The following is a 15,848-nucleotide window of genomic DNA, read 5'->3' as shown; positions in this document are numbered from 1 at the left end:
ACACTGAAGGTCGCCGACTTCGGCATCGCGAAGATGTTCGAGGGAACCGCGGTCACAGCGACCGCGGTGGCCGGCACACCGTCCTACATGGCGCCCGAACAGATCACCGGCGGTCGACTGAGCCCGGCCACGGACCTCTACGCCCTCGGCGTCGTGATCTACCAGCTTCTGACCGGCGCACTCCCCTTCGACCCGACCCTGCCCGTGCCCGTGATCTGGGAGCATCACATCAGCACCCCGGTCCCGCCGCCGGCCGGCGTGCCCGCCCCCATCGCGCAGGTCGTCCTGCGCAGGTCGTCCTGCGGGCGTTGGNCAAGGACCCGACCGACCGCCAGCCCACGGCACAGGCCTTCGCCCTCGACCTCGCCAGGGCCGCCACCGCCATCCATGGCGCCGGCTGGACGAGCCGCGTCTGGCTCCCCCTGCATCTCGACGACCTGGTGAGCAACGCCGCCGACCAACCACCCGAGCCGGCCTCCCTGCCACCGCCGCCACCGCTGGCCACCCAGCCGAGCGCTCCGGGGGCAAGCACTCCCCGTCCCGACGCTCCCTCGTCCCGCGATCCCGATCCTGGCGGACGGACCAATCCGCGGTCACGGCGACGGCGCATCACGATCGCGCTCGCCGTGGCCTTGGCCGTCGCGATTCCCACCGTGCTCGTCGTCCTGCTGAACCGGCCCGACCCCGCCCCCGAGTCCGTCCGCCCGACCCTCGTGGCCATTCTGCCTGAGCCTGCGGCCACGCCGCGGGCCGAAAGCTTCTCCGCCGACGGCCACACCCTCGTCGTCACCACCGACTCCACCGTGCGGATGTGGAATATCACCGATCCGGCGAATGCCTCGTTCCTCGGCGGTTTCCGTGATTTCGCAAAGTCGGTCGGACGGGTGTCGATCCTTTCTCCCGACGGTCGCATCCTGGCTCATTCCGGCGTTACCACCGACGGCCAGCGAGCGATATTTCTATGGGACGTCACCCGCCCGGGAAGTCCGGTCAGCATCCAAACCGATACCTTCACCGGAGAATCGGGCGGAGACAACGGGAAGTTCGTCAGGGGGNTGGCCTTTTCTCCCGACGGCCTCCGTCTGGTCGCCGTCGGCGGCAACGAGATAATGTCCTGGGACCTCGCCCATCCCACCTACTCGCCTTCCGATGCGACCATTAGCACCGGGGCCGCCGCCGCAAACCTCCATGAAAGCGTCGCCGTGGGGCTCTCCGCCGACGGCCGCAACGCCGCCACCGCGGACCTCGACAACCAGGCAACGGTGCGGATATGGGATACTCAGCACATGGAGCACCTCGTCAACACCGTCACCTTTCCCACCAGGGGCGGTAAGGCGCGGTCGGTCCTGTTCCTCGACACCGACACGGTCGTCGTCACAGACGACGTCGGCACGGTGACCCTCTGGGATACCGCCGATCGGGCGAACCCAGCCACCATCGCCTTTCCCGACGGCGGGACCGGCCCGGTGGACGAGGTCCTGCTCTCCTTCGACCGCCATACCCTCGTCACGTTCGCCTGGGGCCGGGGAGAGATCCAGCGGTGGGATGTATCCGATAGGTTGCATCCCCATCGCACCGCCACGTTGCGCTCCGACATCGGGGCGGTGTCGCCAAAAACGATGGCGATCTCCACCGATGGTCGGCTCTTTTCTGCTGTTGATCCCGGGAAAGATGCCGTGAACCTGTGGACGCCGGGGTGAGATCGGCACCCGCCGCGCACTCCCGCGGCCGGCGTGGTGGCCGTCGAGCGGAGGCCGGCGTCCGCCGGCGGTGCCCTGCGGACCCCGTACCCGGCTCCGCCGGGCCCTTGGGGCAAGAAGTACGTTCATCCGAGGTGGTCGCTGGCGCGTGCGACCGCACGGACGCCGCGCCGGTCGTGGCACCGGGTGCACGGACCCACCGTCCGGTCCCCGTGTTGATGCAAAGGCAGGACACGAGGGAGATGTCAACCTTCAAATCCGACCCGGCCGGCCCTGCCACCCCAGGGGCACCCGCCGACCGGTCCGGGCCACTCTCTCGCGCCGCGGGTGCGGCGCCGGGCGGAGGCGCCCCGCAGCCACGGCGCACCCGCCCCGCCCCGCGGCGCCTGCAGGTCGTCCGGGTGGCCCCGCTGGCCGACGACATGGTCACCGTGACCCTGGGCGGCCCCGCACTGGCCGGTTTCGCCCTGCCCCGGCCCGCGCACCACATCAAGATCTTCCTTCCGGTGGACGGGCAGCGGGAGCCGACCGTCCCGGCGTGGGGCCCGGACGGACGGCCGGTCTTCCCCGCGGGTCAGCCCCGCCCGGTGGTCCGGACCTACACCCCGCGACGGTTCGACCCCGACGCCGGTGAGCTGGACATCGAGATGCTGCTGCACGCGGGGGGCCCGGCCGGGCGATGGGCGGCCGGGGCCCGCCCCGGCGACCATCTCGCCATCGCCGGTCCGGGGGGTGGTTACGAGGTCCCCACCGGCGCGGCCCATCACCTGCTCGCCGCCGACGAGACCGGCCTGCCGGCGCTGGCGACGATCCTCGAACGGCTGCCCGCGGCGGCAGGCGTCACGGTGCTGGCGGAGGTCCGCGACGCGGGCCGCCACCGTGACCTGCCGGTCGACCCGGCAGCCACGGTCACCTGGCTGCACCGCGGCACGCGGGTCGCCGGCGAGCTGCTCGCCGAGTCCGTCGCGGCGGCCGTCCTGCCGGCGGGCACGGCGGCCTGGGTGGCCTGTGAGGCCTCGGCGGTGCGCCGGATCCGCCGCCAGCTGCTCGGCTCCGGACTGGACCGCGGCCAGATCTCCACCCGCGGCTACTGGTGGTTGGGAGCGGCGGACCATCCCGACCACGACTTCGGCGAGGCGGACCTCGCCGACATCGCCCGCAGTGGCGGGGGCCGCGGGAGCCGGCTGCGTAGCACGCTCGGGCCACTGAGCAGCCGCGCCCGCAGTGCCGCCCGGGAGGTGCGTGCCGCGATGCGCGATCGCGGTGACGACCGGAGCCGATGACCACAGCCGACACGCCGCTGAACGGCGCCGCCCCCGCCCACGGTGCCCCGACCAGCGCGGCGCCGACCAGCGCGGCGCCGGCATCGCGGTCGGCCGTCGGCGCCGCGAACGGACCGCGGTCGGGACCGCCGGTGCTTCGCTGCGCGGGCGTCGCCCTGGTGCGCGAGGGCCGCGAGCTGCTCGCCGACGTCGATCTGACGGTCCGTCCCGGGGAGCACTGGGCCCTGCTCGGCGCGAACGGGGCGGGTAAGAGCACGCTGCTCGGCCTGTGCGGCGCGGTGCGCCACCCCACCCGCGGCAGCGTGGACGTCCTCGGCCACCGGCTGGGTCGGGTCGACGTCCGGACGCTGCGGGGCTGGATCGGGCACGTCGATCCCCGCCATCCGCTGCGCTCGCCGCTGACCGTCGAGGAGGTCGTGCTGACCGGTGCGACCGGATCGATCGAGCTCGTTCCCCGCTGGCGGCCCACCGAGGCCCAGCGGCGGCGGGTGGCGGAGCTGCTCGGGCTGCTGGGCATCGCCACGATCCGGCACGCACGCTGGCCCACGCTGTCCCAGGGCGAACGGGGGCGGACGCTGATCGCGCGGGCGCTCGTGCCCCGGCCGCGGCTGCTGCTGCTCGACGAGCCGGCGACGGGCCTCGACGTCGCGGCCCGCGAACGGCTGTTGACCAGCGTCGAGACGCTGGCCGGGGAGTTCGGCGAGCTGGCGAGCGTGCTGGTGACCCACCACCTGGAGGATCTGCCGGTTACGACGACCCATGCCATGCTGCTGCGCGGCGGGCGGGCGCTGGCGACCGGCCGGGCCGACGACGTGCTGACCACCGAGCTGGTCAGCTCCTGCTTCGACCATCCGATCGCGGTCCGCCGGGAGGACGGCCGCTGGTCGGCCCGCGCCCCGCGCCGCACGGGCTGACCAGAAGGTTCGACCTCACTGACCCGCGCCCACCCGGGAACCTTTCACGAAATCGGACAGTTTGACGGGAGCCGCACCGGGGATACAACCCGCGATCACACCGGCGAACAGGAAAGCGGCGCACCCCGGCACCGCCGCCGGCCACGGCAAAATTGCGGAGGCTCTCGTGCTCTGGTTCATCCTCACCATGATTCTGCTTGGGCTCGTCGCTGGCGCAGTCGCCCGCCTGGTTGTTCCGGGTCGCGACGCGATGAGCATTCCGGCGACGATTGTCCTCGGCCTTGTCGNCTCCTTCATCGGTGGTTTCCTCGGTTACCTCCTGTTCGNCCACGACTTCGACGAGGGCGCGTTCCAGCCCTCCGGCCTGATCGGCTCCATCATCGGTGCGATCATCGCACTGCTGATCTACCGCGCCGTGCACGGCCGTCGGCCGGTGCACCACTAATCTCCGCTGAGCCTGCGCCCGGCGACCCCGCCCACCAGCGGCGTCGCTCCGGGTCCGGGAGCTGCTCCCGAGGGCCGACCGGCCAGTCCGGTCGGCCCTTCGGCGTGCGCGGGGTCGTCCGCGGACGCCTCCCGCGCCCGCCGCAACCGTCGCCGGCCGGGCACGACGGCCGCCGATTCCGGCCGAACGCAGCCGTCACCCGCCGGACGGAGCCATTACCCGGGAGGCCGCGTCACCGGGCGACGGGGCCACCGGTCCCGGTGCACGCCGCCCCGGGCGCCGGCCGGCCGGAATCCGGGTGCAGCGGGCGCTGTCCGACCGATCCCGGTTTTGCCGACCGTCGAACCCCACGCGCGCAACCGTGAAAACACCACGCGCGTCCGGCCGACGAAACGGACCGTGCCCGGGTGGCGCCCCAGAAGGCCGTCAGCATACGGCCGACCTCTCGGACACGGTCGGTCCAGCGCGGCCGAAACGTCCGTGCCAGGAGCAAAGGGAGCTCCACCACGACGGACGAACGGGCCCGTGGCAGGCTGACGGCACGACACGGCAGCGCCCCAGCCGGGCCGCGGACGTCGGCGGAGAGGCACCTATGGCGGAGGACGACGCGACGCTGCCCGACGGGGACCACCACGAGGATCGGTCGGACCCGCCGGGGGACGGCCGCACCGGCGGCGCGGCCGGGTCCGCCCGGTGGCTCGAACCGACCGAGCCCACGCGGGCCCGCTTCACCGGTTCGCCCCGGCCCGGCGATGACGACGGCGACGAGGACGGCCGCGAGCGGGCCGTGGGCGTCGGTGCGGTGCCGGTCCCACGAACGATCTCCTCCCCCCGTCGGGGCCCCGCGCCCGGTGTGCCGCGCGACCCGCTGCGACTGCCCCGCCGGATCGGGCCACCCCCCGGTGCCACCCCACCGTTGCTGGAGGCGCCGAGCGTGCCCGTGGGGCTGCGGGAGTGCGCGGGGTGCGGCGCGCCGGTGGCCCGTCCGGGCCAGTCGGGAACGGTCGCGCTCGAGGGCACCTGCGGGGGATGCGGCCACCGCTACTCGTTCACCGTCAAGCTGCGTCCCGGCGAGCGGGTCGGCCGTTACACCGTGCACGGAGTGATCGCCCATGGTGGCCTCGGCTGGGTGTACGCGGCCACGGACGACAACCTCGGTGGCGANGACGTGCAGGCCTGGGTGGTGCTCAAGGGACTGCTCGACGCCGCCAACCCGGAGGCCCGGCGGATCGCGGAGGGCGAGCGGCNCATCCTCACCACGGTGTCCCACCCCGCGATCGTGAAGATCCTCGACTACGTCACCCACGAGGGCGAGGACTACATCGTGATGGAGTACGTGCCGGGGATCTCCCTGACCGGGCTGGCCGACACCGGNCCGCCCGGTCCGGATGGGCGACCCGCCCCACCACCCCCCGCGGACGTGCTGCGCTACCTGCTGCGGGTGCTGCCCGCGCTGGGCCACCTGCACCGGATGGGCCTGGTCTACTGCGACTTCAAACCGGACAACGTGATGGTCACCGCGTCCGGGGTGAAGCTCATCGACCTCGGCGGGGCCCGCCGCCTCGACGACATGGTCTCCGGCTACCTGTCCACGCCGGGCTACCGCGCGCCCGAGCTCGACGACGACGGCGAACGCCCCGGCGGCGTCGCACGGGCCGCACCGTCGGTCACCACGGACACGTTCGCCGTCGCCCGGACGCTGGCCCGCCTCGTCCTCGGCCGCTTCCCCGGGTTCGTCGACGCCTACCGGCACGTGCTGCCCCCGCGCCGGGCCCACCCGCCGCTGCGGGAGTTCGAGTCGCTGGACCGACTGCTGCGCCGGGCCACCGCGACCGACCCACAACGACGCTTCCAGAGCGTCACCGAACTGGCGGACGAGCTGGTCGGCGTGCTCTACGAGATCGTCGCCCGCACGGAGGGGCCGGTTCCGCCGCTGGCGAGCCGATGGTTCGACGCCGCCGGGCATCCCACCGGGGAGACCGGCCCGACCGGACCCCCCGCCGCCTGGGAGGTGCTACCGGACCTGCGGGTCGACCAGGACGACCCGCGCGCGCCGGCGCTGACCGCCGGCCCGGAGGAGGACCCGGCGGCGCTCGCCGCCCGGCTGGCCGCCATCGTTCCGGTGACCACGGAGGTGCGCCTGGCGCTGGCCCGGGCGCGGATCCGCGCCGGGCAGCTCGGCGAGGCGGCCCGCGCCCTGGACGCCGCGGCCGCGGCGGCCCCCCGCGAGTGGCGCGTCGACTGGTACCGGGGGCTGGCCGCCCTGGTCGCGCGGCGGCCCGGGCAGGCCGCGGCGGCCTTCGACCGGGTGTACTCGCAGGTTCCCGGGGAGCTCGCCCCCCGCCTCGCCCTCGCGACGGCCCTCGCCGACGTGGCGACCACCGCCGGCTCCGCCCGGGAGCGCCAGGCGGCCCGGGAGCGCGCGGGCGAGCTGTTCGACGTCGTCGGCGCCATCGACCCCGGCGTCACCAGCGCCGCGTTCGGGCTGGCGCGGTGCCGGACCGACCCGACCGNCAAGATCGACGCCTATCAGCGGGTGCCCCGTTCCTCCTCCGCCTACACGGCGTCGCGGGCCCGGATGATCGGCGTCCTGGTCGCCCGCGTCCCCGGAACGGACTCCCCGGCGACCGGCTCCGCGGCGCTGCTACGCGCCGCGGCACTGCTGGCCGATCCCCTGCTCGACCTCGGCGAACGACGCCGCGCCGAGCTGCGCCGCGACATCTTCACCGCCGCCCTGACGCTGGTCCCCGCGGGCCATCCACCGCCTGGCTCGCCCCGGCCCCCGACCCTGCTCGGTCGGCCCATGGTCGAGCGCGAGCTGAGGTTCGGGCTCGCCGAGACCTACCGGGAGATGGCCCGTCTGACCCCCGACCGGGCCAGCCGCGTCCGGCTCGTCGACCAGGCAAACCACGCCCGCCCCCGCACCCTGACCTGACGCCCTGCCCCCGTGATCCGCCTCGGCCACCCTGGCCGATCCGGCTGCCGGCCCGCCGGGCTCGTCTCAGGAGGTGTCGGCGTCGGCGAGCGGCGGGCGGCCCGGGACGCGCAGCCCGGGACGCAGCCACTCGTCGTACAGCCGTGACCAGGTGCCGTCGAGCATGATCTGCCGCAGCACCCCGTTGACGAACGCCACGAACCCGTCGTCCCCCGCGGTGTCACCGGTGATCGGCATCGCGATGCCGTAGGGCTCGTCGAGCCGCCCNCCGGCCGCGAACGCCGCCCCGAACGCCTGCGGGCCGAGCACCGTCGTGTAGGGGTCCTGGGCGGCGAGCCCGGCGAGCAGGACGTCGTCGCCGACGATCGCGTCGACGTCGCCGTGCTGGAGGGCGACCAGGCAGTCGGCGATGCGGGAGCGGGTCACCACGCGCGGGGCGGGCGTCGGCAGCCGCGCGAGCTTCTCGCTGGCCGTGCTGCCCGCCGACGTGCACACCGGCCGGCCGGCGAGGTCCGCGATGCCGGTGAAACCCGCCTCCTGGCGGACCAGCAGCCGCAGGGTCGATTCGTAGTAGACGCTGGAGAACCGGACCTGCCGCTTGCGCTCGCAGGTGATGGTCATCGTCGCGACGAGCATGTCGACCATGTTGGATCGCAGCAGGTCCTCCCGCTCCGACGTGGTGACCGCCCGGAACTGGATGTGATCGTCGACGTCGTCCGGCCCGAAGATCGCCGCGGCGACGGCGCGGGCGATGCCGACGTCGAACCCCTCCAGCCGCAGGGTGCGCCAGTTCATCAGCCCCGCGGGCGGTGCGTCGGTGACGATGCCGACCCGCAGGTAGCCCCGGACCTGGGCGATCGCGCGCATCCGGCTGCCGGTCGGCATGTGCCCCGGTGCCGGCAGCGGGTCCAGCGGCGGCTCCGTGGAGCGCACCGGCCGGCCGTCCTGGCGGCAGGTGCCGTCCGGATTGACCGCCCCGGCCGGCGCCGGTGTCGGCTCGGCCGGCGGCGCCGGGGAACGCGGCAGCGGACCGGCCTCGATCGGCAGCGGGCTGCGCGCCGTGCTGCAGCCGGCACCGCCCACCAGGGCCAGGCAGCAGGCGAGACCCGCCGCGACCAGCCAGGCATCCCGGCGCAGGCGAGCACCGCGGCACCGGCGGGCGCCGTCGCGGAGGCTCACAGGAACTCCCGCAGGCGTGGCCACATGCCGGCCGCGGCGGCGACGATGGCGGCGAGCACGAGGGCCGGGCCGGCCAGCCGCAGGGCCCGCAGTGCGTCGGCCGCGCGGCGCACGTCGCCCTCGAACCGACCGCGGGCGGAGTCGACGGCCACGTCCAGCTTGCCGAGAAAACGGGTGAACGCGGCCGTGTCCGGCCCGAGCGTGCGGGTGANCGCCTCGCCGAACGTGTCGGACGAGCGCGCGTCCCCACCGGTGGAGCCGGCGTCCCCGGGAGCGTGGGCGGCGGCCACGACCGAGTCGGGCGAGGAGGCCAGCAGTCTCACCACCGAGTCGCGCACCTGCAGCCAGGACCGCAGGTCCGCCTCCAGCCCGGGTGGCAGGTCCGCACCCTGGCGGCTGTCGAGCGCCACGACGAGGGAGCCTCGGCGGGTGACCGGCTCGGGCGGCAGCCGGTCGCCGGTCGCGTCGAAACCCAACCCCCGGGTCACCCAGGCGAAGTGCTCGTCGAAACGGACGCCGTTGCCCAACGCGGTCAGCGACAGGTTCTCGTCGACCCTGGCCTCCAGGGTCAGGGTCTTCGAGCGCGCGAGCAGCGTCATCTGCCGATAGCCGGCGTCGCGGGCGGTGTCCAGGCGGGTCTGCTGGGTGCCGAACGCCACCGCCGTCCAGACGACCGCCGCCAGCACCGCGCCGGTCGCGATCACCAGACCCGGGTTGATCAGGCGGTTCGTCCGGCGCACCAGCAGCAGCTGCACGCCGATCAGCGAGCCCAGCGCGAAGGCGGCGGTGATCACGATGGCCCACTCCCCCTGCGACCCGGTGGCCCGCTGGTAGGCGAGGTCGACGGCGTCGGCGTAGCGGGCGACGAGAACCTCGGTCGAGGGGAGGATCTCGGTGCGCATCATGGTCGAGGCGGCCCGCAGGTTGGCCTCGCCCACGGACAGACCGGCGCGGTTGTTCGCCCGGGCCCGCTCCACCATCCCGTTGTAGACGGGGATGCCCTGAGCCAGCAGGTCCAGGGGGCACGCCGGGGACGCCATGCCCCGCGAGGCGCCATCCGACGCGCCCCCAGACGCACCGGCCGGCGGGCGCGCCCCGTCGGACTCGCCCCCCGATGTGGACCAGGGTGGTTCCATCCCGCCGGCCTGGTCCACCCCGTCGACCGGGCCGTCCGGGGGGACCGTGAGATCGTCGCCGTCGCCGACTCCCGCCGCGGNCATCGGGTCGGGAGCGAGTGCCGCCGGGTCGGCCGCGGCGGGGACGAGGGGCCCGAGTCGGGGATCCGGATCCGAGGCGCACAGCCTCGGGTCGAGGCGGCGCAGGTCGAGGACGTCGCGGGCGGCCTCGGCCACGCTCGCCTCGAAGGGCTGGCCGGCCTTGATCCCGTCGTAGCGGGCCCGCAGCTCCGCCGCCGGCTCCCTCTTGTCGACCAGCAGTTCGACGGGGGCGAACAACTCGGCGGCTGCGGCGGCGTCGGCCTGGGACAACGCGGCACGCAGCTCCTGGGCCGTGGCCAGCGCCCGCCCCTGCCGGGTGACCAGGTCGTCGGTGGCGTCGAGCCGGTGGGCGACAACCCCGCGCAGGGTCAACCCGAACAGGGCCAGCGCGACGACGAGCACGCCGAGCAGCCCGACCAGCCGGACGCCGGCGTCGCAGTGTGCCGCGACGGTGCGCGCCAGCCGCGCGGCCTGGCGGAACCAGCCCGGGCCGGGCGGGACGGGTGCCCTGGGAGCCCTGCCCTCGCGCCGTCGCCGGACGCCCCCGCGGCGCCGGGATTCCGGCCCTCCGCTGGGAGCAGGCGGCGGCGACGCCACAACCGTCACAGTCACCGAGCGTATAGGTATCTCGTCGATCCGGTTACTTCAAGCAGGGATCTCATCCCGGTCGGGCGGGAAAGGCGTCATAGATGACGCAGGCGATCGTCACGAACNTCCACGGCAGGGACCGATCGTGCCGGGCGCGGCAGGGCCGGGCATCGGCCCGACGGGGTGACATCCCAGCAGGCCGTATCGTCGGTAGCCGCAACGCCGGGCGAGCACCGAGGAGCGACGTGTCGACGATCCCATCTCCCTCCCGCTCGTCCCCGTCCCCCCCATCGCCCTCCCGCGACGAGCCCGCGGGTGCGGTGGGACCGCCGGTCGAGCCGCCCCCGGGGATCACCGACGCGCGCCTCGCCCGGCAGATCGCCTTCCTGCTGGAGATCGACCAGCTCAAGTCGGTGCTGCGGCAGAGCCACCTGATCGACCGGTCTCGGCGGGAGAACGACGCCGAGCACTCCTGGCATCTGGCGATGCTCGCCGTCGTCCTCGGCGAGTACGCGGCGGCGGAGGTCGACCAGGCGCGGGTCATCCGCATGCTGCTGATCCACGACCTGGTGGAGGTCTACGCGGGCGACACGTTCCTGTACGACACGCAGGCCGCGGCCAGCCAGGCCGAACGCGAGCGGGCGGCCGCCGACCGGCTGTTCCCGCAGCTTCCCGGTGACCAGGCCGACGAGCTGCGGGCGCTGTGGGACGAGTTCGAGGAGCGGCGCACCCCCGACGCCCGGTTCGCCCGCGCCCTCGACCGGGTGCAGCCGCTGCTGCTGAACTTCTACACCGCCGGGAGCACCTGGCTTCCGCACCGGGTGAGCAGGGCGGACGTGCTGGCTCACCAGAAGACCGTCGAGGACGGTTCCCCGGCGCTGTGGGCCTACATCCGCGTCATGATCGACGAGGCGGTGNGCCGCGGGTACCTGCTCGCCTGACGGGCCAGCGTGTCGGCCTTGCCTGCCGGCCCACCCGGGCCGCCGGAAGGGCAGCCCGATCCGAGACGGCCGTCCGATCCGAGACGGCCGTCCGGTGCGAGACGGCCGTCAGGACAGCCCGCAGCGCTGCTGTGAGGTGTATTCGCGCAGCGCGGTCGCGACGGCGGGAAGGACCGGTACCAGGCAGAACACCGGGTTGCGCCAGAGCTGGCGGTACTCGCCGTCGCCCGCGTCGGCGTCGGATTCCAGCGCGTCGCTGTGGGCGTGGGCGACGGCGGCGGGTGCCGCCTGGCCCAGCACGCCCGCGAGCCACGGCCGGTCGGCCATGATCCTCGCCGCGGCGACGGCGAGCCCGGGGTCCACGGAGTCGCGGACCACCAGGCCGTTGGGGGCGCCGACCGTCGGCGTCGGCTGGTTCATCCCGGTGTACGTCCCGCCGGCGATCGTTCGGTCGGCGAAGATGCCCGGCGCGCCGTCGCGGCGGACGAACCCGGCCCCGGCGACCCGCTCGTAGTACCGGTCCCAGTGGGTGCCGAAACCCTCGCGGTACTGGTCGATCGGGAGGAGCTGCAGGTCCCCCGCGGCGCCGCCGAGCCGGCGGATCCGCTCGTCGAGGACCTCCGACGGCGCCGCCACCCAGACCACCGCCTGCACCGGGTCCGCGGCCGACGCCGGATCGGTCAGCGACCCCATCCCCTCGCCGAGCGACTGGTAGACGACGTGCGGCAGCGGCAGCGCCGGCGGCGTGAGCGCGCACACGTTGTCGAACAGCACGTCGNTCATCTGCAGGGAGCCGGACAGCTCCAGACCACCGGAGACGGTCCTGCCGCACAGGTCGCGCAGGTTCGACACCTCGCCGCGGCGGACGATGACGTGCACGAGATCGAAGTAGGCGGGNCCGAGCGTGCGCAGCCGGTTGACCTGGTTCAGGGTGCCCCGGCGGAACCGGGCCGCACTCTGGTAGTCGAACTGGTAGATACCGAAGGTGGCGTCCACGGCCACGTTGAGCTGGACCATCGCGAGGGAGCACGCGGCGGCCCCGTCGTCCTGAAGCCGGTAGAGGTTGTCGGCGCTGCCGTCGGTGGCGACCGGGTCGACGGTCAGTCCCCAGCCGGGATGGCGCCGGACGAGCTCGCGGCCCAGCTCCTGCGCGACGACCCAGTACGGGGAGTTCGCCTGCCCGGTGTAGATCTTCACATTCCGGCAGTGCGTCCCAGGATCGTGGGAGCTTCCCCGCGCCGGCACGAGCAGCACGACGAGCAGCGACGCTGCGAGCAGGCAGACCGCCAGGGCGGCGGCCGTCCGCGGCCGTGTCCGTCGCCCTGCCGGTGACGATGACGACACCCCGGTACCCCCGCCTCTCCCCGATCCCCGTCCCCCACGGCGACGACCGCCACGGCGCAGGCGGGTCCGATGTGCGCTCAGTATGCCCGACATATGCAGGCACCTTCACGCTGGGAGACCGACCGGCGTCACCGCGTCGGTGTCACCGCGTCAGCGTCACCGCGTCGGCGTCACCGCGTCGGCGTCACCGCGTCGGCGTCACCAGCGCGGTCTTGCCGGAGCACGCCGCGCGGCGGCATGGGGCGGGGCACGGGGTGGGGGCGGGGAGCGGGAGACGGGAACGAACGCGGGCTCAGGCGTCCAGCAGGGACTCCAGGAACAGCACGGTGCGCGCCGCGACGCAGCGCCGACCTGCTCCGGTGAGCACGTCGTGGCCGCCGGGGACCACGTCGAGTTCGGCGCGCGGCGCGGTCCGGGTCGTCATGCGTACCAGGGGCAGCGGGCTGATCTCGTCGTCGGTGCCGTGCAGCAGCAAGATCGGCAGGTCGGGCAGGGCCCGCGGCGAGGGCTCCTCGACGAGCAGGCCGGCCACGGGCAGGTGCAGCAGCGGCAGGCCGAGCAGGACCAGCCCGTCGGGACGGACGGCGGGCGAGCCGACCATCGCCAGCGCCGCCAGCGCGCCGGTGTCGGAGCCGAGCAACACGAAGGGCGCGCCCGGGACCCGTCCCTCGACCAGGGCGGACACCCGGTTACCGCCGTCGGGGACGACGGTGAGCAGGTAGCCGTCGAGCGCCAGCCGGTCGGCGAGCGCGTCGAAGACCGCCGGGTCCTCGCCGCGGCCGGGCAGGGCGGCGATCGTGGCGCGGATGTCGCGGCGGGCGACGGTGGCGCGGGCGACCGGCCGCACGGGCGTCGTGACGGGGCTGCGCGGGCCGGGGGTCGCGGTGGCGGTCGCGGTGGCGGCCACGAGCGGGCGCGCGGCACGGGGCGCCGCGACGGCGGGATACCCGCCCGCCGGCCGATCGGTGAGGGACAGGGGTTGGAACGGCGACATCATCGGCGCCTGGTCTCCTTTGGAGGAAACGGATCGCCGCGGCCTGATGACCGGGCGTGCCGCGGACGCGGCAGGAGCATGGTCGTGCGTCGGGTGGCCGATCGGGCGGGTCACGCGCGTGGCATCCGGGCGGTGGACCGGTCCCCCGCCTGTCCCAGGGCCGAACGCGACGATGCCGGCTCCGGGGACACGGCCGGGCTCACCGGCCGACGACCGGGGCGGGCCCGGCGGCCCGGATGGGGGCGGGTAGTGCGGGAGTGCGGGCCGGGAGGTCTCGGCGCGGTGGCGCCGCCGACGTCCGACGGATGCGTGTTCGGCGACGGGCCGAAGTCCAGTCGGGGAAGCTTCCGGCGGATCAGCTCAGCGACAGCGCCATGAGGACGATGACGGCGTCAGGGAGACGTGGCTGAGTCGAACGGACTGACGTGCGTCCACAGACATGGTTACTACCCTCGGTAGTCGCACCATCATCCGTCAACGGGTTCTCGCTGTGCGCTGCATCACTTTCGTGGATCACAGGGCGGCGGAGCGCGCAACGACGGCAGGGGCACCACCCGATCGGGTGATGCCCCTGCCGTGACTCGCCCGCGGCGCCGCGGCGCCGCGACGGGGCTCACCCCCGCCGGGTGCCTGGGCCCGCCGCCCCCACCAGCCCGGGCCCGGTGAACCGGACTCGAGCGGGCGTGGACCCGGGCGGCCATGGTGCCGCGCTCAGACGGCCGCCGCGGCCTTCGCCTTCGCGAAACGCTCGGCGACGTCGGCCCAGTTGACGATGTTCCACAGGGCCGCCGCGTAGTCCGCCTTGACGTTCTTGTACTGCAGGTACCAGGCGTGCTCCCACGCGTCGAACACCAGCAGCGGGGTGTTGCCGACACCGACGTTGCTCTGGTGGTCGTACACCTGCTCGATCAGCAGCCGCTGGCCGGTGGCGTCGTAGGCCAGCACCCCCCAGCCGGAGCCCTNCACCGTCGTGGTCGCAGCGTTGAGCTGCGCCTTGAAGGCGTCGAAGGATCCGAAGTCGGTGGTGATGGCCTCGCCGAGCACGCCGTCCGGCTTGTCGCCGCCGTCCGGGGACAGGTTCTCCCAGTAGATCGAGTGGAGAATGTGCCCGGAGAGGTTGAACGCGAGCGTCTTCTCCAGGCCGACGATGGCGCCGAAGTCGCCCTTGTCGCGCGCCTCCGCGATCTTCTCAAGGGTGTCGTTCGCACCCTTGACGTAGGTCGCGTGGTNCTTGTCGTGGTGCAGCTCGACTATCTGTCCGATGATGGACGGTTCCAGTGCGCCATAGTCGTACTTCAGGTCGGGCAGCGTGTACGTCGCCACTAGAGCACGATCCTTTCCGTTCGCAAGGGATTTGTTCGGGGGCACCCACGGGGGGACTCCCGGCGGTTCAGGTGGGCGGTTCCGGCGACGTCGGCGGCCACCGGCCGGGCAGCCGGGGTCGGCGGGGCCTGGCGATGCCCATCGACCCTCTCCTCCTCCGGCGAGCCGCCGAGACGCCCATCCTGTGGACGTCGACGTCAGGTGCTACGAACGCCCGCCTGGACACTATCGCCAGGAGGATCGGTCCTGCATAGCGAGACCGGACACCGTCACGCGGGAAGGATCGTCCGTCGCTCCGGCCAATAACAGCCGGTGACGGCGACGAGGAGGTGGGCGGGATTCGGTGACCCAGGGAACAGCCGAGCGAGNCGGCCGGGGTGCCACCCCGCACGAACGTCCCGAGAATTCCCGGCGCCGCCCGTCCGGCCCCGCCCGTCCGTGCGCCGCACGGGCGGGCGGACCGCACCAGGACCGGCCGGGCAGCCCGCGAAGCACCCCGGCCGGCAGGGTCGGTCGTCGGGCGCCGCGCCCGCGTGGACCGCAGGCGCGCGGGGGTGGGCCGGAGCATGCCGCGAACCCTTCCCGCCGACGGGGCGACTGTTCCGACCTCCGCCCCCGACGCCGCGGTCAGTCGTCCTCGTGGATCTGCTGGCTGAGGTAGTTGGCCGCGCCGAGCTGGGAGATCAGTTCGAGCTGGGCGTCGAGCCAGTCGATGTGCTCCTCCTCGGAGACGAGGATCTGCTCCAGCAGGACCGCCGAGNCGATGTCGCCGCGCTCGCGGCTCAGCGCGATGCCGCCACGCAGCACGTCGACGGCCTCGAATTCGCCGGACCGGTCGATCTCGAGCTGCTCGGGAACCGTCTCGCCGATGCGCAGTGTGTGCAGCCGCTGCAGGTTCGGCAGACCACCGAGGTAGAGGACACGCTCGATGAGCTGGTCGGCGTGCTTCATCTCGTCGATGGACTCNTGGTAGTAGTGCTCCGCG

General features: G+C 73.9%; 6 protein-coding genes and 15 pseudogenes. 11 read left to right on the top strand and 10 right to left on the bottom strand.

Annotation, left to right across the window (positions count from 1 at the left end; genetic code table 11):
* Positions 1 to 33: 33 nt before the first annotated feature.
* From UK94_RS54645 to UK94_RS54610, 10 genes and pseudogenes are all read left to right on the top strand, one after another.
* Positions 34 to 312: pseudogene (locus UK94_RS54645) on the top strand (protein kinase); the annotation flags it as partial.
* Between the two features lie 1,630 nt (positions 313 to 1,942).
* Entirely contained in the window at positions 1,943 to 2,983 is a 1,041-nt protein-coding gene (locus UK94_RS16405; RefSeq protein WP_055750529.1) for a siderophore-interacting protein, read from the top strand.
* Positions 2,980 to 3,897, top strand: a complete 918-nt coding sequence (locus UK94_RS16400; protein ID WP_235488239.1) for an ATP-binding cassette domain-containing protein — start codon at positions 2,980 to 2,982, stop codon at positions 3,895 to 3,897. The genes UK94_RS16405 and UK94_RS16400 overlap by 4 nt, the downstream gene beginning before the upstream one ends.
* Before the next feature lie 166 nt (positions 3,898 to 4,063).
* Positions 4,064 to 4,184: pseudogene (locus UK94_RS54640) on the top strand (GlsB/YeaQ/YmgE family stress response membrane protein); the annotation flags it as partial.
* A 40-nt stretch (positions 4,185 to 4,224) separates the two neighbouring features.
* Positions 4,225 to 4,342, top strand: a 118-nt coding sequence (locus UK94_RS54635; RefSeq protein WP_235488272.1) for a GlsB/YeaQ/YmgE family stress response membrane protein, incomplete at its 5' end; no start/stop codon positions are given.
* A gap of 592 nt (positions 4,343 to 4,934) precedes the next feature.
* Positions 4,935 to 5,506: pseudogene (locus tag UK94_RS54630) on the top strand (serine/threonine protein kinase); the annotation flags it as partial.
* 1 nt (position 5,507) lies between these two features.
* Positions 5,508 to 5,589: pseudogene (locus UK94_RS54625) on the top strand (hypothetical protein); the annotation flags it as partial.
* A gap of 1 nt (position 5,590) precedes the next feature.
* A pseudogene (locus UK94_RS54620) lies at positions 5,591 to 5,716 on the top strand (hypothetical protein); the annotation flags it as partial.
* Between the two features lies 1 nt (position 5,717).
* Positions 5,718 to 6,855: pseudogene (locus UK94_RS54615) on the top strand (tetratricopeptide repeat protein); the annotation flags it as partial.
* 1 nt (position 6,856) lies between these two features.
* A partial coding sequence (locus UK94_RS54610; RefSeq protein ID WP_313949519.1) for a tetratricopeptide repeat protein occupies positions 6,857 to 7,277 on the top strand: 421 nt, incomplete at its 5' end.
* Positions 7,278 to 7,343: 66 nt separating this feature from the next.
* Here UK94_RS54610 and UK94_RS54605 read toward each other — a convergent pair.
* From UK94_RS54605 to UK94_RS54590, 4 genes and pseudogenes are all read right to left on the bottom strand, one after another.
* Positions 7,344 to 7,544 (bottom strand): annotated as a pseudogene (locus UK94_RS54605) (ABC transporter substrate-binding protein); the annotation flags it as partial.
* Position 7,545: 1 nt separating this feature from the next.
* A partial coding sequence (locus tag UK94_RS54600) for a transporter substrate-binding domain-containing protein (protein WP_268761403.1) occupies positions 7,546 to 8,144 on the bottom strand: 599 nt, incomplete at its 3' end.
* Positions 8,145 to 8,668: 524 nt separating this feature from the next.
* A pseudogene (locus UK94_RS54595) lies at positions 8,669 to 9,496 on the bottom strand (hypothetical protein); the annotation flags it as partial.
* Positions 9,497 to 9,673: 177 nt separating this feature from the next.
* A pseudogene (locus UK94_RS54590) lies at positions 9,674 to 10,285 on the bottom strand (hypothetical protein); the annotation flags it as partial.
* A gap of 221 nt (positions 10,286 to 10,506) precedes the next feature.
* On the opposite strand from UK94_RS54590, the pseudogene UK94_RS16375 reads away from it, so the two are divergent.
* Positions 10,507 to 11,178: pseudogene (locus tag UK94_RS16375) on the top strand (HD domain-containing protein); the annotation flags it as partial.
* Positions 11,179 to 12,838: 1,660 nt separating this feature from the next.
* Here UK94_RS16375 and UK94_RS16365 read toward each other — a convergent pair.
* The 6 genes and pseudogenes from UK94_RS16365 to UK94_RS54565 all read right to left on the bottom strand — a co-directional run.
* On the bottom strand, positions 12,839 to 13,543 hold the full coding sequence (locus UK94_RS16365) for an alpha/beta hydrolase (protein WP_063822650.1): 705 nt from the start codon (positions 13,541 to 13,543) through the stop codon (positions 12,839 to 12,841).
* A 708-nt stretch (positions 13,544 to 14,251) separates the two neighbouring features.
* A pseudogene (locus tag UK94_RS54585) lies at positions 14,252 to 14,502 on the bottom strand (Fe-Mn family superoxide dismutase); the annotation flags it as partial.
* 1 nt (position 14,503) lies between these two features.
* Positions 14,504 to 14,769, bottom strand: a pseudogene (locus UK94_RS54580) (superoxide dismutase); the annotation flags it as partial.
* Between the two features lies 1 nt (position 14,770).
* Positions 14,771 to 14,863: pseudogene (locus tag UK94_RS54575) on the bottom strand (superoxide dismutase); the annotation flags it as partial.
* Positions 14,864 to 15,490: 627 nt separating this feature from the next.
* A pseudogene (locus UK94_RS54570) lies at positions 15,491 to 15,623 on the bottom strand (bacterioferritin); the annotation flags it as partial.
* A 1-nt stretch (position 15,624) separates the two neighbouring features.
* Positions 15,625 to 15,829 (bottom strand): annotated as a pseudogene (locus tag UK94_RS54565) (ferritin-like domain-containing protein); the annotation flags it as partial.
* Positions 15,830 to 15,848: the final 19 nt, after the last annotated feature.

It is taken from the genome of Frankia sp. AvcI1 (assembly GCF_001420875.1).
GTDB lineage: Bacteria > Actinomycetota > Actinomycetes > Frankiales > Frankiaceae > Frankia > Frankia alni.
This window is presented reverse-complemented; position numbering and strand designations above follow the sequence as displayed.